The 20,121-nt window shown below is 59.7% G+C and carries 21 protein-coding genes; 8 read left to right on the top strand and 13 right to left on the bottom strand.

Translation table 11 applies throughout. The features are described 5' to 3' along the window. Positions 1-122 precede the first annotated feature (122 nt). Positions 123-965: a carboxylating nicotinate-nucleotide diphosphorylase gene (nadC, locus tag CYA_RS04415; RefSeq protein WP_011429830.1), complete on the bottom strand. Its 843-nt coding sequence runs from the start codon at positions 963-965 to the stop codon at positions 123-125. Between the two features lie 18 nt (positions 966-983). On the opposite strand from nadC, the gene CYA_RS04410 reads away from it, so the two are divergent. After that, positions 984-2,060 (top strand): ABC transporter substrate-binding protein, encoded by a 1,077-nt coding sequence (locus CYA_RS04410; protein ID WP_011429829.1) that lies wholly within the window; start codon positions 984-986, stop codon positions 2,058-2,060. A 200-nt stretch (positions 2,061-2,260) separates the two neighbouring features. Here CYA_RS04410 and CYA_RS04405 read toward each other — a convergent pair whose 3' ends face one another. From CYA_RS04405 to mrdA, 5 genes are all read right to left on the bottom strand, one after another. Continuing rightward, positions 2,261-3,025 carry a hypothetical protein gene (locus CYA_RS04405; protein WP_228375502.1) on the bottom strand — a complete coding sequence of 255 codons (765 nt, stop codon included), beginning with the start codon at positions 3,023-3,025 and terminating at the stop codon, positions 2,261-2,263. Positions 3,026-3,405: 380 nt separating this feature from the next. Beyond that, positions 3,406-4,071, bottom strand: coding sequence for a hypothetical protein (locus CYA_RS04400; protein ID WP_011429827.1), 666 nt, complete (start codon positions 4,069-4,071; stop codon positions 3,406-3,408). 26 nt (positions 4,072-4,097) lie between these two features. Beyond that, a complete protein-coding gene (locus CYA_RS04395; protein WP_369781488.1) occupies positions 4,098-5,351 on the bottom strand; it encodes a pyridoxal phosphate-dependent aminotransferase in 1,254 nt (417 codons plus the stop codon). Further along, the gene (locus CYA_RS04390) at positions 5,314-5,631 is read right to left on the bottom strand and encodes an HU family DNA-binding protein (RefSeq protein WP_011429825.1); all 318 of its coding nucleotides are present in this window, start codon (positions 5,629-5,631) and stop codon (positions 5,314-5,316) included. Before CYA_RS04390 ends, CYA_RS04395 begins: the two co-directional genes overlap by 38 nt. Before the next feature lie 332 nt (positions 5,632-5,963). After that, positions 5,964-7,865 (bottom strand): penicillin-binding protein 2, encoded by a 1,902-nt coding sequence (gene mrdA, locus CYA_RS04385; RefSeq protein WP_228375441.1) that lies wholly within the window; start codon positions 7,863-7,865, stop codon positions 5,964-5,966. Between the two features lie 125 nt (positions 7,866-7,990). Between mrdA and CYA_RS04380 the strand changes: the two genes are divergently transcribed. Continuing rightward, positions 7,991-9,253: a lipopolysaccharide biosynthesis protein gene (locus CYA_RS04380; RefSeq protein WP_228375440.1), complete on the top strand. Its 1,263-nt coding sequence runs from the start codon at positions 7,991-7,993 to the stop codon at positions 9,251-9,253. Here the strand turns inward: CYA_RS04380 and CYA_RS04375 are convergent. Both CYA_RS04375 and CYA_RS04370 read right to left on the bottom strand, forming a co-directional pair. Next, the gene (locus CYA_RS04375) at positions 9,250-9,612 is read right to left on the bottom strand and encodes an FHA domain-containing protein (protein WP_011429822.1); all 363 of its coding nucleotides are present in this window, start codon (positions 9,610-9,612) and stop codon (positions 9,250-9,252) included. The genes CYA_RS04380 and CYA_RS04375 overlap by 4 nt on opposite strands. Positions 9,613-9,724: 112 nt before the next feature. Continuing rightward, complete coding sequence (locus CYA_RS04370; RefSeq protein ID WP_011429821.1) at positions 9,725-10,567, bottom strand: SDR family oxidoreductase; 843 nt, start codon at positions 10,565-10,567, stop codon at positions 9,725-9,727. A gap of 118 nt (positions 10,568-10,685) precedes the next feature. Here CYA_RS04370 and CYA_RS04365 point away from each other — a divergent pair, with 118 nt between their 5' ends. Continuing rightward, positions 10,686-11,177 (top strand): YajQ family cyclic di-GMP-binding protein, encoded by a 492-nt coding sequence (locus tag CYA_RS04365; RefSeq protein WP_011429820.1) that lies wholly within the window; start codon positions 10,686-10,688, stop codon positions 11,175-11,177. Between the two features lie 175 nt (positions 11,178-11,352). Then, positions 11,353-12,027: a DUF3318 domain-containing protein gene (locus CYA_RS04360; RefSeq protein ID WP_011429819.1), complete on the top strand. Its 675-nt coding sequence runs from the start codon at positions 11,353-11,355 to the stop codon at positions 12,025-12,027. A gap of 311 nt (positions 12,028-12,338) precedes the next feature. On the opposite strand, the gene CYA_RS04355 is transcribed toward CYA_RS04360, so the two are convergent. From CYA_RS04355 to CYA_RS04340, 4 genes are all read right to left on the bottom strand, one after another. Next, on the bottom strand, positions 12,339-13,595 hold the full coding sequence (locus CYA_RS04355) for a BREX system ATP-binding domain-containing protein (protein ID WP_168175100.1): 1,257 nt from the start codon (positions 13,593-13,595) through the stop codon (positions 12,339-12,341). Further along, a complete protein-coding gene (locus CYA_RS04350) occupies positions 13,568-14,518 on the bottom strand; it encodes a hypothetical protein (RefSeq protein WP_041438187.1) in 951 nt (316 codons plus the stop codon). The genes CYA_RS04355 and CYA_RS04350 overlap by 28 nt, the downstream gene beginning before the upstream one ends. Continuing rightward, positions 14,515-15,126, bottom strand: a complete 612-nt coding sequence (locus tag CYA_RS04345; protein ID WP_143597334.1) for a hypothetical protein — start codon at positions 15,124-15,126, stop codon at positions 14,515-14,517. The genes CYA_RS04350 and CYA_RS04345 overlap by 4 nt, the downstream gene beginning before the upstream one ends. A gap of 228 nt (positions 15,127-15,354) precedes the next feature. Next, a complete protein-coding gene (locus CYA_RS04340) occupies positions 15,355-16,308 on the bottom strand; it encodes an asparaginase (protein WP_011429816.1) in 954 nt (317 codons plus the stop codon). A 142-nt stretch (positions 16,309-16,450) separates the two neighbouring features. On the opposite strand from CYA_RS04340, the gene CYA_RS04335 reads away from it, so the two are divergent. The 4 genes from CYA_RS04335 to CYA_RS04320 all read left to right on the top strand — a co-directional run bounded on the left by CYA_RS04335 (position 16,451) and on the right by CYA_RS04320 (position 19,672). Next, a complete protein-coding gene (locus CYA_RS04335) occupies positions 16,451-17,206 on the top strand; it encodes a sirohydrochlorin chelatase (RefSeq protein WP_041438185.1) in 756 nt (251 codons plus the stop codon). A 67-nt stretch (positions 17,207-17,273) separates the two neighbouring features. After that, a complete protein-coding gene (gene cobA, locus CYA_RS04330) occupies positions 17,274-18,032 on the top strand; it encodes a uroporphyrinogen-III C-methyltransferase (RefSeq protein ID WP_011429814.1) in 759 nt (252 codons plus the stop codon). Beyond that, positions 18,029-18,817 (top strand): ABC transporter permease, encoded by a 789-nt coding sequence (locus CYA_RS04325; protein ID WP_011429813.1) that lies wholly within the window; start codon positions 18,029-18,031, stop codon positions 18,815-18,817. Before cobA ends, CYA_RS04325 begins: the two co-directional genes overlap by 4 nt. Before the next feature lie 183 nt (positions 18,818-19,000). Further along, the gene (locus CYA_RS04320; protein WP_011429812.1) at positions 19,001-19,672 is read left to right on the top strand and encodes a response regulator transcription factor; all 672 of its coding nucleotides are present in this window, start codon (positions 19,001-19,003) and stop codon (positions 19,670-19,672) included. Between the two features lie 21 nt (positions 19,673-19,693). Here CYA_RS04320 and CYA_RS04315 read toward each other — a convergent pair whose 3' ends face one another. Continuing rightward, a complete protein-coding gene (locus CYA_RS04315; RefSeq protein WP_011429811.1) occupies positions 19,694-19,957 on the bottom strand; it encodes a sulfiredoxin in 264 nt (87 codons plus the stop codon). Positions 19,958-20,121 lie beyond the last annotated feature (164 nt).

Raw genomic sequence — 20,121 nt, 5'->3', positions numbered from 1 at the left:
GTGCAGAGCTGGACTGGTGCGGGGCTAAGGAGAAGTTGCCAGCAGGCAGCAACTGGCCTTCCTGCTTTAGGCGGGATCGTTACCTAGCCTAGCATTAGAAACAGCGCTCCCTGGGGCAAACCTCAGGGCCGCACCACGAGCAAGGAGAGATCCAGGGCCTTGGCCGAGTGAGTCAGGGCCCCCACACTGATGTAATCCACGCCTGCCTCAGCCGCTTTCCGGGCGCGCTCTAGGTTCATGTTGCCGCTGGCTTCTAGGGGAACTTTCCCCCCTACCCGTTGAACGGCAGCCCGGATCTGCTCCAAGGGGAAGTTATCGAGAAGGATGAGATCGGCGCCTGCCGCCAAAGCCTCCTCCAGCTCCTGGAGGTTGCGCACCTCAACCTCGACCTTGAGGTGGTGGGGGGCACCTGCTTTGGCCCGCTGGACGGCTGCCAAGATGCCGCCGGCACCGCGAATGTGGTTTTCCTTAATCAAGATGCCGTCGAAGAGGCCAAAGCGGTGGTTTTTGCCGCCCCCTACCCGCACGGCGTATTTCTCCAGGGCGCGCAAGCCGGGGGTAGTTTTGCGGGTGTCCAGAAGCTGGGTTGAGGTTCCCCGCAGCGCCTCTACGTAGGTGCGGGTGAGGGTGGCAATGCCGGAAAGCCTTTGGAGAAGGTTCAGCGCCAGCCGTTCTGCCGCCAGAATGCCCCGCAGGGATCCCTTGATCTGGACTACCTCCTGGCCAGCGACAACAGAGGCTCCCTCCTCTACCTGGGAGGCGAACGCTAGCTGGGGATCCACCAGCCGGAAAACCCGCCTGGCAATTTCCAGGCCAGCTAGGATCCCTGGCTCCTTGGCCAGGATCACCGCCTCCCCCTCAACGCTGGGGGGCAGGGTCAGCTCGCTGGTGAGATCGCCGTGGCCGAGATCTTCTTGTAGCCAGGCACACAGGGTCTCCTCCGGGATGTATAATGCTTGCGTCATCTTTCGCTTTAGTTACCTATGGCCTCGGTTGGATCCTCTAGACCCAAGGGCGGCACCTTCAGCCGTCGTCAGCTGCTCAAAGCAGGAGCTGCCGCTCTTGGAGGCAGTTGGCTGGCCGCAGCAGGGGCTCAGGCTCAACGACGGGCTTCCCCCACTCTGATAGTGGCCCAGAGATCCAAGCTCGAGCGAGTTTCCTATGCTACCAACTGGTATGCCCAGGCCGAGCATGGCGGCTTTTATCAGGCGGTGGCCACAGGCATTTACCGCGAGTATGGGCTAGACGTCACCATCAAAATGGGTGGCCCTGGCGTCAACATCACCCAGATTTTGGCTGGCCGAGCCGCCGACTTTGCCATGGGGGGAAGCGCAGGGGTCATCAACGCTGTGCGGGAAGGGATCCCGCTTATCTGCGTGGCGGCTATTTTCCAAAAAGACCCCCAGGTTCTCCTCGCCCATCCCGGCACCCAGAGCTTGGAGGATCTCAAGGGCCGACCCATCTTCGTGGCCAAAGGGGCTTTTACCACCTACTGGCCCTTTTTGCGGGCCAAGTACGGCTTCACCGACGACCAGACCCGCCCCTACAACTTCAACCCCGGTCCTTTCCTGGCGGATCCCAGCTCGGCCCAGCAGGGGTATCTCACCTCTGAGCCTTTTGCCATTGAAAAACAAGGAGGCTTTAAGCCAGTGGTCTTCCTCCTGGCCGACTACGGCTACAACCCCTATGCCACCACCATCGAGACGCGGCGCCAACTGGTGGAAAGCAAGCCTGACTTGGTGCAGCGGTTTGTGGATGCTTCTATCAAGGGCTGGTACAGCTTTTTGGAGGATCCCCGCCCCGCCTACCGCCTCATCAAGCAGGATAACCCGGAGATGACTGATGAGCAGTTGGCCTACAGCTTTGAGAAGCTGAAGGAGTACGGCATCATTTTGTCTGGCGATGCCCTGGAAAAGGGCATTGGCGCCATGACCCACGAGCGTTGGCAAAGCTTCTTCGAGAGCATGACAGTGGCGGGTGTCTTTGAGCCAACCATTAACTACCAAGCCGCCTACACGTTGGACTTTGTCAATAAAGGCACTGCCTATTACAAAAGCTAGGTCAGGTTGCGAAAAAGGGAAGGGGGAGGGGATTGCATCGGTTTGGAGGGGGCTGCCGACCGTTCCGCTCTGCCAAAGGCCCTCACCCCCAGACCCTCTCCCTTTGGGAGAGGGGGACTAGGCATCTCACTGCTCCACTGCTACTTGTCAATGAATGGCTGTAACTAACCTTCGGGTATCCTGCCGACCGCTGGCCAAAGCTACTGCTCGGCAATGGTGACGTTGAAGCCCTTGTTCTTCAAAGTTTCAGCGTGGTAGCGGGCATATTCCAGTTGTTCAAATGCTGCCAACTGCACGAACTTCTGGCCGTTCACATCTCTTACAAAAGCGTCATTGGCAACTTGCCGAGCTCGCGCCAAGCTTTCCTCTCCGGAGTAGGTGGTCAGCACCAAAAAAGTTCCTTCGCCGCGGTTAGGCCCCAAGGAATCGAGATCGTTGCTGTGCAGGGGCACCGTGAGCAAAGATTCTGAAACAGTGGCCACTTTGGGCTGGGAGGGGCGCTCCAGGCTGGCTGCCACTTTCTCCACTGTTTTCGGGCGGGAAGGAGCAGGTTTCTGTGCAGCCGCGGCCAAGTTGGTTTGTAGGCTGTCCAACAAGTTGGCGACATCCTGAAGGGGATCGACCCGCAGCTCCTCCAGATTGGGAGTGTTGGCCAACCTTAGCGCCAACTGACTGGGATCCAGCCCACCTGAATAGAACTCTTCCCCTACCTGTCCTGGCAGCGGCTCCAGGGGAAGCAAGGGCAACCGGGCCAAATCCACCTGGGCAGGGATCCCTTTTTCCGTCTTGTGGGCCAGGACAGCGGTTTGGGGAAGCGACAGCTCTTCCGGCCAGATCAGCCAGCGCACCCCAAAGCCGATCCCCGCGCAGGAGAGGGCCCACACCAGCAAGACCCAAAGAGGGGAGAGCACCCCCGCCGGCCGTGGCGTTTCTTCCTCCTCCAAGTCTTCCACGACTTCTTGCATCAGCACAGGTGAAGAGCGCTCCACGGGGATATCGCTTCCAAGGGGATCTGCCCACGGCAAGGGGACAGATGGCCTGCGCTGCAAACGTTGCCAGAGGCGAAATCGCTCCAATTCCTTGAGCTCATCCAGATGCAAGCAGCTTAGCGCTTCCTGAAGCGTCAGTTGAGGAGTCGGCTGGGCTTGCGGGGCCCTCGGTAGGGGTCGAGTAGCATCTGAGGGAAGTGGAGAAAAACTCATAGGCAACTCACCCTCGCTAGACTAAGAGCTAGGAAGCCAGCAGAACCGATCCGGTGCTGAACCCGAGAACCGCTTAACCACAGAGCCAACCCCAGGGACAAAGGCAAGCCATCACTACCATGCCACAAGCCGAAGGCCTTCTTCTAGGGATTGGCCGCAAGATAGAGGGCGCGCACATCTGCCGGCAGATGCTGAAGCAGGAGCTGGCGAGCGGAGGCAACAATGGCATCCACCTCCTCTGGGGCGAGGTAGTACCTGTCAGCTTTGAGCTGGGCAGCGATGCGCTCCGGCGACCAACCAAACCGATCCCGTAGCAGCAGAATAAAGCGCATATCTCCCGGCAAGTTGTCCAGAGCCGCGCTCAGGTAACAGGCCAATGCCGGCGAAAGAGGGGGCTTCGCTGCACCAGCGCTCGCAGTTTGAGGAGGGGCAGCCTCACCCTCAGCAGCGCCGTCAGACCGCCCCGCAAAAGGCCAGATCAGCTCGCGGATTTGCGCCGCCAGCCAGGGTGCCAGCACCGGATCCCCGCCCCCCTCGCTCTGGAGCGTGCGGACATCGAGATGCTGAAGGCGCGCATACAGGCGCAGCCAAACCTCCTCTCGCCAAGCAGCCCGCTGCTCCGGGGGCAGATGCTCGGCCAGGATCCCATCCACCCAGGCGCAGTAGCGGCAAAACAGGGCGATGAAGTAGCGCGCCGCCTGCGGCTGCCGTTGAAAGGCTCGCAGCAGTTCCAGATCGCTGTGGTGGGCCACCCCCTTCACGATAGAGGCCTCGCACTCCCGCCAAAGGGGAGTCACCACCTCAACCATAATCCCTCTCGCCAGAAAGAAGCTCTCTAGCTATTTTCCAAGATCTCTCGACAGGCCGATAGCAACTGCTCCTGCTCCGGCAGGGTTCTTAGGCCAATGCGCAGATAGCGATCCCCCAGCTCTGGAAAGCTCAGGCAATCCCGCACCAGGATGCGGTGCTGCCGCAACAGCTTTTCTTGAATCTGCGTAGCGGAGCCAGGGCAGCGCACCAGCACAAAGTTGGCTTGGCCGGGCCAGGGATCCCAGCCGGGTAGCCCCTGTAGACCTCTCAGCAAATGCTCCCGCGCCGTAGGCAGCCAGGCCAGGGTGCGCCGGCGAAAGTCTTCATCTGCCAGAGCCGCCGCCGCCGCCACCGCCGCCAATCCGTTGACGCTCCAGGGATCCCGCCACTGCCGCCAGCGCCGCCAGTGATCCGGATGCCCCACAGCAAAGCCGATGCGCAAGCCGGGCAAGGTAAAGAACTTGGTCAGCGAACGGATGACGATGGTGTTGGGGTGGGCCTCCAGGTGAGGGATCAAAGTCTGGCTGCGGGGCAGCTCTCCCACCTCTGAGCTGGCATCCAGAGGGGGCAGCTCCTGCGGGGCGTCTCCTGGCAAAAAGTCCATAAAAGCCTCATCCACCACCACCTGCTCGAACTGGGGCAGAAGGGGCAAGATGTCTTGCCGGAGGAAAAGCCGGCCCGTCGGGTTGTGAGGATTGTTTAGCCAGAGCACCCGGCCTGTCTTGTCCGCCCGGATCTCTTTCTGCAGCAAGGCCAAGGGGGGGGATCCCTGAGAGGGCAAAAGATCCAAACCCCTGAGGGTTACACCCGCCGCCCGCAGGGCCCGCTCATAGTCCCCAAAAGCCGGCCGGGGCAGCCAAACCTCCCGTCCCTGGGCATCGCGGGCCGCCCAGGTGAGCAATTCCGCCGCCCCGTTGCCCACGAAGATCCACTCCGGATCGACCGCCCAGCGCTGCGCCAAACAGGCCCGCAGCTCGCGGTAGTCGGGATCCGGATAGCGGCTAATCGCAACTGGATCCGACGCCGACAGGGCCCGAGCCAGAGCTTGCAAAACCGACTGCGGCGGACCCAGGGGGTTGAGGCTGGCCGAAAAATCCAAAATAGCCTCGGCAGGGCAGCCGGCAATGGCTGCCCCCCAAGCGCGATTGCCACCATGCTGAGGCCGTTGCACGCCTGTCCATCCCAAAGCCCAGGTTCGCTGAGAGAACTCCGCCTGAGGAGCGCGAACGGCTGGGATCCCGTCAAACTCCCGAAGACTTGTGGCCACCTGCCACCGCATCGCGGAAAGTTTTGCCTGCAGTGAAAGTCGGGACAATGCTGGCTGGGATCACCATCTTCTCGTTGGTCTTCGGGTTGCGACCTTCCCGTTGTTTGCGCTTGCGGGCCTCAAAGGAGCCGAAGCCCACCAGGGTCACCTTTCCTTTGGGTTCACCGTTTTCATCGCGGGATGCGACCTCTTCGACAATGATCTCCAGCGCCGCCGTCAGGACAGCTTCAGCTTCTTTTTTGGTTACGTTGGCGCGATGAGCGACGGCATCCACAAGCTCTGCCTTGTTCATCCTGATCTCCTCGTGAGTTAGGCAATAGGGTTAAAACAGACTCTGGCCGCGTACTTGCGAGGTGCTGCGAAGCAACCACGGCCCAGAGTGTTCTCAGTTTTTAGGAGCGGGGCTTGCCCTGCACTGCGCCAAGGCGCCGCTGGCGCGAATGGCAGGATTGTGGCAGTTTGGCTCCAAATCACTGACATATTCTACAGCCAAGTTAGGGCAGAAGCCGGTTGGAGAAGGGATTTTAGGGGGGCTGAGTGGAATTTTTTGGGAACAAAGAGAGATCAACCGATAATCCTAATATCCACTCCCCTCGAATGCCGGGGCAAGTCGCGCCCAGGGCCTCACGAGTCACGTTGGAAGTAGGCCCGCATCACCTCGCGGAAGATCGGGGCGGCCCGGGATCCACCCCCGCCGCCACTGTTTTCCAGAAAGACCACGACTACCAATTCGGGCCGGTCGTAGGGGGCATAGCCGACAAACCAGGCGTGGGAGCGCCGCGGCGGATCCTCGGCGGTGCCGGTTTTGCCGGCGGTGGGGGGAAAGCCCGGCCCCAGGTTGGCGTTGCCGCCGGTGCCGTAGACCACCACATCCCGCAACCCCTGCTGCAGGATCTCCAGCGTGGCGGGGGAAAGACCCACCTTCTGCCGCAGGGGCACGGGGCTTTCCGGGATCACCTGCTGCGAGAGCAAGGGGCGAACCCGCCAGCCGCCGTTGGCCACCGCTGCTGTTACCACCGCCATCTGCAGCGGCGTGGCGGTGATAAATCCCTGGCCGATGGACATGTTGACCGTATCGCCCACGTACCAGGGCTCGCGCCAGTGGCGCTGTTTCCACTCGGCGTCGGGCACCAGCCCAGCAGCTTCCCCTTTGAGGCCGATCCCGGTCAATTGCCCCAGCCCGAAGCGGCGCGACCATTCTTGCAGGGGGGCGGCCTTGGTGCCCAGGGCAATTTGGTAGAAGAAGGTGTCGCTGCTGTAGGCCATCGCCTGGCGGTAGTTCAGCCGCCCGAAACCGGCCCGGTTCCAGTCCCAGAACCTCCACCCGCCCACCTGGATGTAGGGGCCGGTCTGCAGCACCGTATCCGGGGGAAAGGCTCCCGACTCGATCCCGGCGGCGGTGGTGACGATTTTGTAGGTGCTGGCGGGGGGATAGGGCCGCAGGGCGCGGTTGAGGAAGGGGAAGTCCCGCTGTTGCAGGCTCTCCCACTGGGCTTGGGTGATGCGGCTGGAAAAGAGGTTGGGATCAAAGGTGGGATAGCTGGCCATGGCCAGGATCGAGCCGTCGCGGGGATCCATGGCGACCACTGCTCCTTTCTGCTGGCCCAGGGCCTGCTCCGCTGCCTGCTGCAGGCGTACATCCAAAGTCAGCTGCAGGGTGTTGCCCGGTCGAGGCGCTTGCTCTCCCAGCACCCGCAGCACTTCTCCCATGGCGTCTACCTCCACCTGGCGCCCGCCCCATTGGCCGCGCAGATGGCTCTCGAACAATTCCTCCACGCCCATCAGGCCGACGATATCCCCCAGGCGATAGCTGGGATCCGCCCGCAGTTGCTCTAGGGGGATCTCGCCGGTATAGCCCAGCAGATGAGCGGCCAAGTCGCCGTGGGGATAAAACCGCACCGTCTCTGCCTCCACCATCACCCCCGGCAGCTCGCGGCTCATCTCTTCCAGTTGAGTGACCACCTGGGGGCTGGCGTTGCGCAGGATGCGCACCGGAAACGGGGAGCGATAGCCCGCCTGCTCCAGTTTTTGGGCAATCTCTTCGGGAGCCATGTTCAAGGACCGGGCCAGCTTGGGGATCGTCTCCTGCCAGCCCTGCCGCGATTGCACCAGCGGCCACAGGAAGACCGAGTGGGAGAGCTGGCTGCCCGCCAACAACACGCCGTTGCGATCCACAATGCGCCCCCGTTCCGGCGGCTGGGGCAAGAGACGAATGCGGTTGGTATCGGCCAACTGGCGGTAATACTGGGTGCGCACCAGTTGCAGGTAGGCCAGGCGGGATCCCAGCCCTCCAAACAGCAGCAGACTGGTCAGCAAAAGCAAGACAACGGCCCGATAGCCCTGCCCCACCGTTTTGGCCGATGCGGATCCCAGCCAACGAGGGCTACCGCCGTCCGGCGGGGGTGGGGGAAGCACCCGGCGGGGGGCAGGCGGTCTGGAATGGGGGGAGAACAGGGCTTTTGGATCCCGTCCTGCCAAGGTGTGGGGGCTTCGCGCGGCGTTGCTGACGGGGTAGAGTTTGGCCATGAACTTGCCAGAAGAATTGCAACCGATACACCCAAAATCAAGAGGAGATGCCCGCTCTTGGACGGGCCCTCTCAGCATCCATCCAGTATCCCTGGCTCTGGCAAGCCTCGTCCAGGAGTGGCAGCGTGGATAGAGCAGAACAACAACGGCTACGCCAGGCTGCCTGGCTGATGGTGGGCAATGGCCTGCGCCTGGGGTTGTCCGGGGCCTATTTCATCCTGCTGGCGCGGCTGTTGGGGCCGGAAGCTTTTGGAGTGTTCTCCGCGATTTTGGCCTGCAGCAACCTAGCTGCCCCCTTTGGCTACTGGGGCCAATCGGAATTGCTGATCCAGCGCCTAAGCAACCGGAGATCTGCCGCGGCTGCCCCGGAGATCAGTCCCAGCCTGTGGCTGGCCGGACTGGGCTGCGGCGGGATGGCGCTGCTGTTGGCGCCCCTCCTGAGCCTCTGGCTGGCGGAGACTTCTCCCCTGCTGGTAGGGATCCTGCTGGCCAGCGACCTGCTGTTTATCGCCATTCCTGAGGTGTACCGAGGGATCCTGATTGGGCAAGAGCAAGTTGCCGGCGTGGCCCTCATCGACACCGGCATGGCGCTGGGGCGATTGGGGGCTGTGCTGCTGGCGGTGGCCTTGGGCTGGGGATCCCTAACCCAATGGGCCATTCTCTACGGGCTGATGGTGCTGGCGGTGCTGCTGCTGATGGCGCGGGGGATGGGGCGGTGGAGCAAGCCTTCTCCCCCCCTGGCCTGGAGAGATCTGGGGGAACGGCTGGTGGCGGGCTGGGACTTTGCCGTGGGGCTGGCGGCGGCCAAAACCTTCACCGACCTGGACAAGCTGCTTTTGCCCCGCCTGGCCTCGGCAGCAGCGGGGGGGCTCTACAGCGCTGCCTACCGGGTGATCAACTTTTCGCAAACGCCGATGATCGCTCTGCTCACCAGCCACTTTGCCGAGCTGTGCCGCCAAGGACAGAAAAGCCTGCCGCAGGGCTGCCGCTACGCCTGGCACCTTTCCCCTTGGGTGGCGGGCTACGGCAGTTTGGCCGCCTTGGGGGTGGCATTGGGCTCTTACGGGATCCCTTGGGTGCTGGGGTCGGCTTACCAAGAGACGGCCCTCATCCTGCGCTGGCTTAGCCCGGTGATCTTGCTGGAGGGGATCCACCTGCTGCTGTCTCACCTGCTCACCGGGTCAGGGTTGCAAAAGCCCCGCAGCCGCCTGCAACTGCTGGCTCTGGGGCTCAACGGGCTTTTGAATGCGGTTTGGATCCCGAGGTGGGGTTGGCGAGGGGCGGCTTCGGCCACCTTGCTCTCAGAAGTGGCGCTGGTGCTGGCCTTGCTGCTGCTAATTCGACAGCAATTGCGCTTTCCAGAGGGAGGCCAACCCAGCTCGAACTAGGAGGTCTTGACGATGTAGGTGGCCTTGGCGTCCGGACCAAAGCTGATGACATCCCCCGACTTAAGTTGGTGGGTAGAAATTTTCTGGCCGTTGATCAGCAGGCCGTTGGTGCTGGGCCTACCCTCCAGATCGCCATCGAGAATGCGGTAGTAGTACTCTCCCTCCTTCTCAGCAGGAACGCGCAGCAGCATGGCGTGGTAGCGGGAGGCGTACTGGGAGTTAAGGCAGATGTCGTTGGCCAGGTCGCGACCAATGAAGTATTTCGCAGAGGTCAGCACCTGGCTGCGGCGGCCATCTCGATCCTCCACGACCAAGATGTGCTGCTGAGCACTCGGAGGAGAAGGCGCAGAATCAACCATAATCCCTTCCGCTGCAACTGCCCGAATCTAACCTTAGCACCATACTATAGAATAGAAGCTCGACTCCAGAATTGGCAGAGCTGCAGAATCGCCTAAGATGACCTGCCAAATCTCAAGGTCGGCCAGCGGCCCTTTGCAGCAGCGGGCCCACCAGCTCTGGGAAAAGGGCATAGGCTCCTACTGCCCATTGGGCCATGCCCACCACCACCTCCGACTTGGACTGGCGAGCGGCGTCCCAAATGGCTGCGGCCACTTCTTCTGGCCGGCTGGCCCAAAAACTCTCCAGCGCCTGTTGCATTTGCTCGCGGGCTTTCCCACCTGAGGCTTGCGATTGGCCATCGGGAGAGGACTCCGGCCCCCCCTCATCCAAAAAAATGGCTCGCTTGAGAAAATTGCTGCTGACAATGCCCGGATGGACGCCGATCACCTGGATCCCGTGGGGTTGCAGTTCCAGCCGCAGCGCCTCCGTCAGCCCACTGACCGCGTACTTGCTGGCACAATAGGCGCTCATTTGGGGCAGGGGCATCTTGCCGCCGACCGATCCCACGTTGATGATCTGACCTTTTTTGCGCTTCAGCATATCGGGGAGCACGGCCCGGATGGTGTACAGGTAGCCCCAAAAATTGACCGCCATCAGCGCCTGCCAGTGTTCCAGGGTGGTTTGCAAAAAAGGGCCCTTCAGGCAGATGCCGGCGTTGTTGATCAGGCAATCGATGCGGCCATAGCGTTCTAGGGTTCTCTCCACCAGGTTTTGCACCTGTTCTGGCTGCGTGACATCGGTGGGAACGGCCAAGACCTCGGCGTTTAGGCTTTGCTCCAGCTCGATGGCGGTTTGTCTCAGGGTTTCGGCGGTACGGGCAGCCAGCGCCAAGCGGTAGCCGCCACGGGCAAAGGTAAAGGCCGTGGCCCTGCCGATGCCTTCGGAAGCGCCTGTAATTAAAACAACATCGGCCATCCTGCTTCTCCGCAAATCTGGACTGGGATCCCTTTACCTGTTGTAGCTTCTTTGGGGGTTGGGGATCCCTGCTTGGCCTGAGGGCTTAAGATACGGAGCGGTAGCGAAGATACAGTTTATGGCCTCTACCTACTCATTCGATATCGTCAGCGACTTCGACCGGCAGGAACTGGTGAATGCCGTGGATCAAGCCCGGCGGGAGATCAAACAGCGCTATGACCTCAAGGATACTCAGACAGAAATCGAGCTGGAGGAGGGATCCCTGATCATCACCACCGCCAGCGAGATGGCTCTCAACTCCATTCGCGATCTCCTCCTCACCAAGGCGGCCAAGCGGGGCCTCTCCCTAAAGATCTTCGACTTTCAACCTCCGGAGAGTGCCGGCGGCAACCGGGTGCGCCAGGTGGTTCGGCTGAAAAAGGGCATCGATGCGGCGCTGGCCAAGCAGATTGCCAAACAAATCCGCGACAACTTCAAAAAAGTGCAGCCCTCCATTCAAGGGGATCTGGTGCGGGTTTCCGGCAAAGACAAAGATGAGCTGCAGGCGGTCATTCAAATGCTCAAGCAGCAGGATTACCCGGTGGCGCTCCAATTTGTCAATTACCGATAGAGAGCCGATACAAAGTCGGGGGGATCCCTGGTTGATGATAAGGATTGGTGCAGAGCGATCCCGGCTCTCGCCATCCCATCGCCACAGCCTCTCTTGGAACCAGTCTGCAGAAAAAGCTAGGATCCCTTACTATGGGGATGATCTCCATCTCCAGCCGCGACTCTGCCGTGCCAGTATGTACACTATCTCTGAGTTCGATCGCCTGATCCAGTTTCTCCCGGTGGAGATCCGCCCCGAGGTGCAGATCGAGATCGGCACCCCTGACCAATCTCGGGTTGTGCAGCCGCTCTGGCGCTTCCCCTGGCAGAAGTACACCCGCTTCGCCATTGACCTCAGCCGCTGGCAGAAGCTGAGCCCTGACCAACAAAAGATCTACTTTTTGCGGGAAGCGGTGATGGCCACCGAGCTGGCCTTGGGGGATAACTGGTCGGCCCTGTTGCTGTATCCCGCGCTGATCGGGGCCGGCAGCATGGGCATTTTGGTGGAGTTGCAGATGGGGGATAACCTGGGCGTGGGCTTGGCAGCCGGCTTGGCGGCGTCGGCGGTGTTTCTTTTGCGCAAAGCAGAGAAAGGCCAGAAGGCCCAGGTGGCAGCCGACGAGTTTGCCGTGCGCTACGCCTCCCAAAATGGCTACACCTCCGAACAGGCGGCTGCCATTTTGCTGAGCGCGTTGCAGCAGGTGGCCATCCTGGAAGATCGCGTCAAGAACGACTACGACACCACCATGCGCCGCCGCAACCTGGAGTTTCTGGCGCAGCGGGGCCTGGGATCCGGCACCTTGACCATCAATCCCAAGTACCGCAACAAGGGCCAGAACCCCAACCCCTACCAAAATCCCTTTCAGCGTTGAGCAGTTCCTGCAAACTAGGTGGGGGATGACTCCCGACCCTCAAACATGGGTGACGCCACGCTGCGCGAACCGATAGCGTACCGGCTTCACGCTTCACTGACTTGTCTCAGCATGCTGCCACCGTGCAACCCACGGCGGAAACCAGTCAGGGAAGCTCTCCAGAGATTTAACTCAATCTCTTCAACTGAAGCACGAACGGCTTTCATCCCGACACTGATTGGCTCTTGAGTCAACACAATTCACCCATACAGTGCGGGGCTTCCCGCCGATTAAGCTAAACTCAGAAAACTTTGAGGAGCACCTAGGCTTGCTTAAGCTTCCTCTTCCAGTTCTTGGATCTCTTCCGTAGGGGTGTGTCCAGTCGCTTTGTCTTCCTCAATCTGAACTGTACCAGTGGGGTTGTAGTACCGGCGCACATCCCACTCAGTAATCCAACGGCGAATAATTGACCGCACGGTAGTTGTGCCGTAAAGAGGAGGGAGCTCAGACCGTGATGGCCGTACCCAATCAGGGTAGGCCTTCTGGTAGAGATCCGCCACCTTGTGCAACATCGCTTGAATGGCCTCCTGAGCTTCCGAACAGGAACGGAGGGGGATAGCTTGCTGAATGGCCTCCATCCCCGCTTTTACAGCTTCTTCAGAAATATGCTTCTGGCGCGCCATCTCAGGTGCCTTCTCCCGATCCCCTTTTTCCTGCAAGATAGACTGCTCAAAGTCGCGGGTTACTGCTCCCGCTAGAATTAGCGGAGCTGCTTTTAGTTCTTCAGGTAAAGTTTCCTTGCCAAACAAGTGGCCAAGAACGCGGTAGGACTTGACCCGCTGCAGGATGCTGTACTGTGCAATCAGCTCGATCTCATCCACCAAAACCACCAAGCCCCTGAGCCCTATGGCCCGACATAGCTGAGCAGAGAAAGCCAGGCGCTGCCAGTGCAGACTTTCCGCAGGAGGTAGCTTGCTGACGGAGTAAGCCCCTGCCAGGCCGTGATCCCGAAGTCTCTGCCGCACCTCTGACAGCCTCAAGGTAGGTTCACCAGCCCAAAAGCGGACAATAGCGTCTAACTTCTCGTCGTCACCCTCTAGCCTTTGGTGTAAAGCTAGAGTAGCCGGCCACCAGCCCTCTCCAAATCGCCATTGGTTAACCGAAAGCTGGAACTCCTGGAAAGAAGGCTGTTTGTACTGCAGACGAGCTGCAATGCCTTGAAGCCCGCGCTCAGCCATGTCAGGGAGTTCGATTTCGGCAAGAATGCGGGGAATTAGGCGACTAGGATTGCCAAGAGGCAGCTCTTTAGAGATGACAACCAGCGAGGTGGCAAAACCCTGCTTCTTTGCTTTTTCCTGCAGAGTTAGTAGAAGATGAGACTTACCAGTTCCGAAGTCCCCCTTCACGAGCATCCCCCCAGGCTCTAAGCTGGGGGCGTTGCATAATTCCCAAAACTTCTCTTCGACCTCTTGTTGCCAGGAGCCAAGTTCTGCAACTGCAAATGGATTGGGAACACCGTTTCGCAGCGCTTCAATCGCTCGTCGGGCTACAAGTGATGCGCTCATTGAAGTTGAACCATAGTTGTACAAGGATTGGGATACTTGGAGGAATATACCTCGTTCTGGATTCGAGTTTGCAAGGCTCGGTACTTATGGTAGGACAAAAGTTCTGATTCAATGAACTCTGGAGGGGCCATGAAGATTATGGCTGTTTTCTCAAGCTTACTCTCTGCATCGATAAACTCTCGCAAGGTTTCATAGAGATCGATGATTTGCCTACGGGTAAAGATTGGACGTCCACTTTCTCTTCGCTCGTAGTAATGAAACAGACTGACAAGGATTGCCGTAGAACCGAACTGGCGTGTAAAAAGTCTCAGAAAAGAAAGTAGGATCTCTCTGGAGTTTGTCCTATCAATCCTTCGAAAAATAGCTGCTCCACGCACTTGACTAATAGATTTCAGCGTGCCTTTGAGCCACTCCTGAACCGCAAGGCACAAACCTTCTAGAGTGCCTGGACTTTGGAGAGGCTCGTAGATAAGACGGGAAATAGCCTTGCGAAAGTCGAGAGCCAGAGAGTAGTCCTGAAAAATCAGCCTCTTGATTTCTCGCTGGAACTGTATGTTAATCTCGCGGGCCTCGACTTGGTAAAACTCTGCCAGTTCCTCTAAAGTACAGTCCTGAGGTTCTGAGCTGAGGGGATATCCAACTTTTTTGAGAATGCTATAGCGCAGTTCTCTGGCAAAAGATTCCCAGTCTACCCTCTGAGCAAGGGCAAACCAAAAATTCTCAATTGAATGTAGATTGATGCACTCTTTGGTTAGATCAAAAAGCTGAAAAGAAGGAGGGGATAGCTTTTCCCGAAGAGATTTGTAGAGGCGGGAGTAGGAATCTCTTGGGACGACAGCTAGCTTGACGGTTGCACCGCCCTCAGGTATGAAGGATCTCAGGTAGTCTTTCTCAAGACAACGCAGCCATAAATCAAGCTGTAGACAACTATGGGTTTCCCCACTCATAGACGCTCAAACTCCAAAAGATAGTAAATATGTTCCTCACCGCGTTCATCGCGAATGCGATAGCAGCGACCTGAGCGAGTGCCTGTAGATGCAGAGAAGATCAAGCGATAGCCATCCACATTGTTGATTGGGCTTCGATCTAGAAGGTAAAGATGTCGGGTAAATTCTACTTCTGTGTAGTCTGAGTTATTGAGGTGGAGAACCTCAAAGACATCTCGCGCAGCTACGCTTATGGAGTTAGGTAGCTGCTCCACACACTTTCTCAGGTAGCCTGCCGCAATTCTTGCCGCCTTCCAAATGAGCTGAAGGACAGCCTGGGGATCAGTCTCTTTGCTCTTGCCGCCTCTTGCTCGCTTGATTGCTTCAGCAATAGCACTGGGCCGCTGGGATCGGAAAATCTTGCGGTCAATACGTATCCGCTCTCTGGCAAAGTGCACTGAGACAGGAAAGGCCACAAAAATGTTGGGATTCTCGGTAGGAAGCCAGGGCTGGCCTACCCGTTCCCCCACTTCGCGGGCCAGGTCTTCGAGGGAGGGGGTGGACAAAACTTGCTGGGCTTGTTCAAGAGCTCGCCTCACCAGCTCCGCTTGGGAGAGAGCTGTGTTCAAGGCAGAGCCGCAGCTTTCCACCTGGCGGTTTACTGCTTGGAGATCTCCCCTTCTGCTAGCAGCTTAAGCGCTGCCTACCGCTTTCGTCACTTTCTTAGTTAGCTCAACCAAGCTGGCCAGCTCGCCGTCGAGAGCTTTGAAAGCCTCCTCAATCATTGCTCTTCCAGTTTTTCGACAAAGTAACACTGCCAGGGAATGAGATGCAAGACTCAGCCCCCGTTGGGTTGCTCAAGGCATGCGCAGCTCCCCTTCCACCTCCAGGCGGGTGTAGGGGCCGACGGCGAGGAAGCGTTCCCCCAGCATCTCGGCGGCAGCCGGTTGGATCCAGCCCATGCGCTGCAGCAGGTGCAGGGCCAGGGCATATTTGGCCCGCGCGGCCCCGTCTTGTACCTTGATGGCCAGGCCCATCCCCTCTCCGACGCGCCCGATGCACTGGATCCCTTCGGCGCCGGACTTGCTGACCAACTCTCCCTGGGTGGCCCGCATCAATTCGGTGTCGAAACATCCCTCACCAGCCACCATTTCGGGGTGGTGGGTCATGGCGCGGGCGATGGCCTCCAAGTCCGGCCGCTCGCCGGCGGTCAGTTGGGCATATAGGGAAGCCAGGTGGTTGAGTTGTAGCTGGTAGGTGGGCACGCCACAGTCGTCACGAGCAAACAAAAACTCTTCTGAGGGCATTTGCAACAAGTCGGCCAACTTGGCCCGCACCAGGGCCTGGACGGGGTGTTGCCGCTGGGCGTAGTCCTGCAGAGTCCAGTTCTGAGCGCGGCTGGCCAGGAGCATGCCGGCATGTTTGCCGGAGCAGTTGTGGCAGAGGGGGCTGGGCTTGCCGGGTGGGGTGGGGCAGACCAGCAAATCGGGAGACAGATCGGCCCGCCAGAGCATGCTGAACACCTGCCGCGCATGGGCCGTGGTGCCCTGATGGGAGGCGCACATAATGGCGATGTCTTTCTCGCTGAGGCGATAGCGCTCGCGGATGCCGGTGGAGAGCATGGCCAGCGCTTGGAAGGGTTTGAGCGCAGAACGGGCAAAAACAGGGGTGGTGCTCTTGCCGGCCATGGCCAGGGATCGCCCGCGGCTATCGGCCACGACCGCTTGGCAATGATGGATGGATTCGGTCAACCCCTCCCGCAAGACATGGATCAACAGTTCGGGGGTGGTAGAACGATTCTCAAATGACATGAAATCCTGGGAAAGGGCCGACGAGTCTGAAAAGGAGGTGTGTACTTTATCAAATCATACGCGCAGATGCGGCGCGAGACGTTGCCGGAACCTTTCCAAGTGGCAAAATAGAACAGTTGCGTCTGGATCCCTGACTGCTGCCATGTCCTCAGCCCCGCTGGTGTTTTTGGTTTGTCACGGCAGCCGGGATCCCGAATACCAGCAAGCGGCGGCGGATTTGCTGGCCCGGGTGCGGCAGCGGCTGGCTCCTCAACCGGTGGAGCTGGCCCAGTTGGAAGGTCAGCCTCTGAGCCTGGCGGAGCAGATTCACAGACACCTGACAGCCCGCCTGGAGGGGCCGGTGGTGCTGCTGTCGCTGTTTATGGGCGGGGGATCCCATGTGGAGGAGGACTTGCCGGCTGCCCTGGAGCAGGTTCAAGCTCGCTGGCCGCACCTGAAGCTGCTGTTGACACCGCCGATTGGCCAGCATCCAGCCCTGCTTGATCTGGTGGCAGCGCGGGTGGCAGCGGCGCAGCGGTTGGGGGAACTGACCCACGGCTGGATCCTGTTTGGCCATGGCAGCCGCCTGCCGGGATTTGCCGCCCAGCTCCAGGCGGGGATCCAAGCTCTGGAACAGCGCTTGCCCGGAATCCGCTTGCATGTGGCTTTTGCCGCCCAGCCCCCCACACTGGAAGCGGCCGTAATCCATTGCCTGCGCCTCGGCCAGTATCGCCTGCGGGTGCTGCCGTTTTTTCTCTTTCCGGGCGGTCTGCTGCGCGCTTTACAGGAACAGGCTCAGCGGCTGCAGCGAGAATGGCCCTTGTTGCAGATCACGGTGGAGCCGCCCCTCTGGCGGGATCCCCAACTGGTGCAGGCCATTCAGGAGACCCTGCAGACGGCCTGTCTGACCTGGAAGTAGAGTTGGTTGGTCAAAACTGTCCTGTTCCAGCAGAATAGATATCTCCGGAAAACCATTGGGACTCGAGATGGGCAAAGTGTATCTGGTGGGGGCAGGACCTGGGGATCCGGGACTGCTGACGGTGAAGGGCAAGGCCCTGCTCGCCCATGCGGACGTGGTCATCTACGATGCCCTGGTGGGATCCCCCATCTTGGATCTGATCCCCCCCACAGCAGAGCGCATCTATGCTGGCAAACAGCGGGGGGCTCACACCTTGCCCCAGGAGCAGATCACGGCCCTGTTGATTGAAAAAGCGCAGACACGAGCTGTAGTGGTGCGGCTCAAGGGCGGGGATCCCTTCATGTTTGGGCGGGGGGGAGAGGAGATGCTGGCCCTGGTGCAGGCCGGGATCCCGGTGGAGGTGGTGCCGGGAATTACAGCGGGCATGGCCGCCAGCGCCTATGCCGGGATCCCCCTCACCCATCGCGACCTCAGCTCCTCGGTTGCTTTTGTTACTGGCCACGAGGCGGCAGGCAAATACCGCCCCCAGGTCAATTGGCGTGCCCTAGCCGAGGCCGTAGAAACCTTGGTGATCTACATGGGCATGCACAACCTCGGCTACATCGCTGCCGAATTGTTAGCGGGAGGAAAAGATCCCGCTACCCCAGTCGCCTTGATCCGCTGGGGCACCACCCCGGAGCAAGAGATTCATCTGCTCCGTTTGGAGTCTCTGGCCGGTCAGCCCTCGCCTGCGGCGCCGCCCGCCATTGTCGTGGTGGGGGCGGTGGTCAATTTGGCCAGCCTGTTGCCCACCTTGTACCCCCTTGCCCCTTCAGAACCTCAATGAACGCCTTTTTTCGCAAGCTGAGCGCGCTCTTTGCCGCCTACTACGCCTACATGCTGGAGTACCGGGCGGAGCTGCTCCTGTGGGCCTTGGCCGGATCCCTGCCCTTGATCATGATGGGGCTCTGGAGCGAGGCGGCCCGTTCAGGAGATTTCTCGCTGTCTTCCCTAGAGTTCATCCGCTATTTCCTGGCCGTGTTCCTGGTGCGCCAGTTCAGCATCATCTGGGTAATCTGGGACTTTGAGCGGGAGGTGGTGGAGGGAAGACTCTCGCCCCTTCTGTTGCAGCCTCTGGATCCCGCTTGGCACCATGTGGCCAGCCACCTGATGGAACGCCTGGCCCGCCTCCCCTTTACCGTGGCTTTGATTGCCCTCTTTTTCCTGCTCTACCCCCGCGCTTTTTGGATCCCGTCTTGGCAACAAGTGGCGCTGGGATCCCTGGCCATTTTGTTGGCGTTTGCCCTGCGCTTTCTCATGCAGTACACCCTGGCGCTGCTGGCCTTTTGGGTGGAGCGAATATCGGCCTTGGAGCAATTCCACTTTTTGGTGTACCTATTTCTCTCAGGGGTGATCGCCCCTCTGGAGGTGTTTCCGCCGGCGGTGCGTCAGGCCTTGGCCTGGACGCCCTTTCCCTACTTGGTGCATTTTCCCGCCAGCCTCTGGGTGGGGATCCCGCAAGATATCCCGCGCGGTTTTGCCATGGGCCTGGCCTGGCTGGTTCTGTTTTGGCTGGTCAACCGCTGGCTGTGGCGCAAGGGTTTGCAACACTACTCCGGGATGGGAGCTTAGGCCCAGTCCGCCTGAGCCGGCAGCCAGACCGCTTCCGAAACTATCATGGGGCAAGGATCTATCTATAGTTGACTGCCAGTATCCCTGTCTAAACTTCAATCTTGCGGCAAGGGTTGAACACTGCCCTCAAGTCATCCCTCTGTTACGCCTCAACCATTCCTCAACAGCCTCTCCCCGGTCATCATGAAGCGCGTATTGGTCGTAGATGACGATCCCCTCTCCTTAAAGGTGCTGAGCCGCCACCTCACCCAGCACGGCTATCGGGTTTGTACAGGCGCTTCGGGTGTAGAAGGGTTGCGCCTGTTTGCCCAAGAGCAGCCGGATGTGGTGGTATCGGATGTGGTGATGCCGGAAATGGATGGCTTCGAGTTTTGCCGCCAACTGCGCCAACAGCGGGGCGGCGAACTCGTTCCTTTCATCTTCCTCTCCTCTCGCAGCGAGCTGGATGACCGCGTTCAGGGCTACGAGTGGGGAGCCGACGACTACATCATCAAGCCCTTCGAGCCGCTGGAGCTGGTGGCCAAGATCGAGGCGCAAATCGAACGAGCCCGCCGCACCCAGTTGGAGATTCTGCGCCTAATCCAGCAGCAGACCCAGGCCAAAGCTGAAGCTGCCCCCCGTCCCACCTTGGCAGATCTCCCCCTCACCCCTGCCGAAGAGCGGGTGTTCCGGGAAGTGATCCGCGGCCTCACCAACAAGCAAATTGGCGAGAAGCTGTTCATCAGTCCGCGTACCGTGCAGACCCACTTGACCAACATTCTCAGCAAGCTCTCTCTGGAAAATCGCTCCCAACTGGTGCGCTTTGCCTACGAACGGGGCTACATCCCCCGGGAAGAGTCGAGCGACAAAAAATAGGTTGGGAGAGAGGGATCCCTTCTAGGCTAGGTGGAGTCTTAAGACGGCAGGCGTTGCCTTGCGCACCCGGCAAGGAATCCGCTCCCTACCCAAGCGGACAAATGCCTCGTAGCGGTGGCAGCCCGAGAACCCGTAGTACTCTCCCTCCACTTCCAAAACCTCGATCGGCTCCTGCAGCCCGATTGCTTCGATGGAAGCCATCAGTGCCCGCACCTTCTCCGGATCCGTCTGCCGCGGCAAGGGGCGACGAATTTGGGCCAAGGGAATCTCGCGAATTTGCGCCATGGTGAATTCTCTCCCTAGGTAAGCTCCTTAATCATACTCGTTATGACTTTGCTCTAGCAAGGCTTGCAGAGGGTGTGGATTCTCAGGTCAGAGCATGGCAGGATAGCACCATCCCTCGCTGCCCTTTCGCTCAGGAGCCAACTTAGCCATGTGGCAACTCCTCC

Source organism: Synechococcus sp. JA-3-3Ab (assembly GCF_000013205.1).
Classification (GTDB): domain Bacteria; phylum Cyanobacteriota; class Cyanobacteriia; order Thermostichales; family Thermostichaceae; genus Thermostichus.
This window is presented reverse-complemented; position numbering and strand designations above follow the sequence as displayed.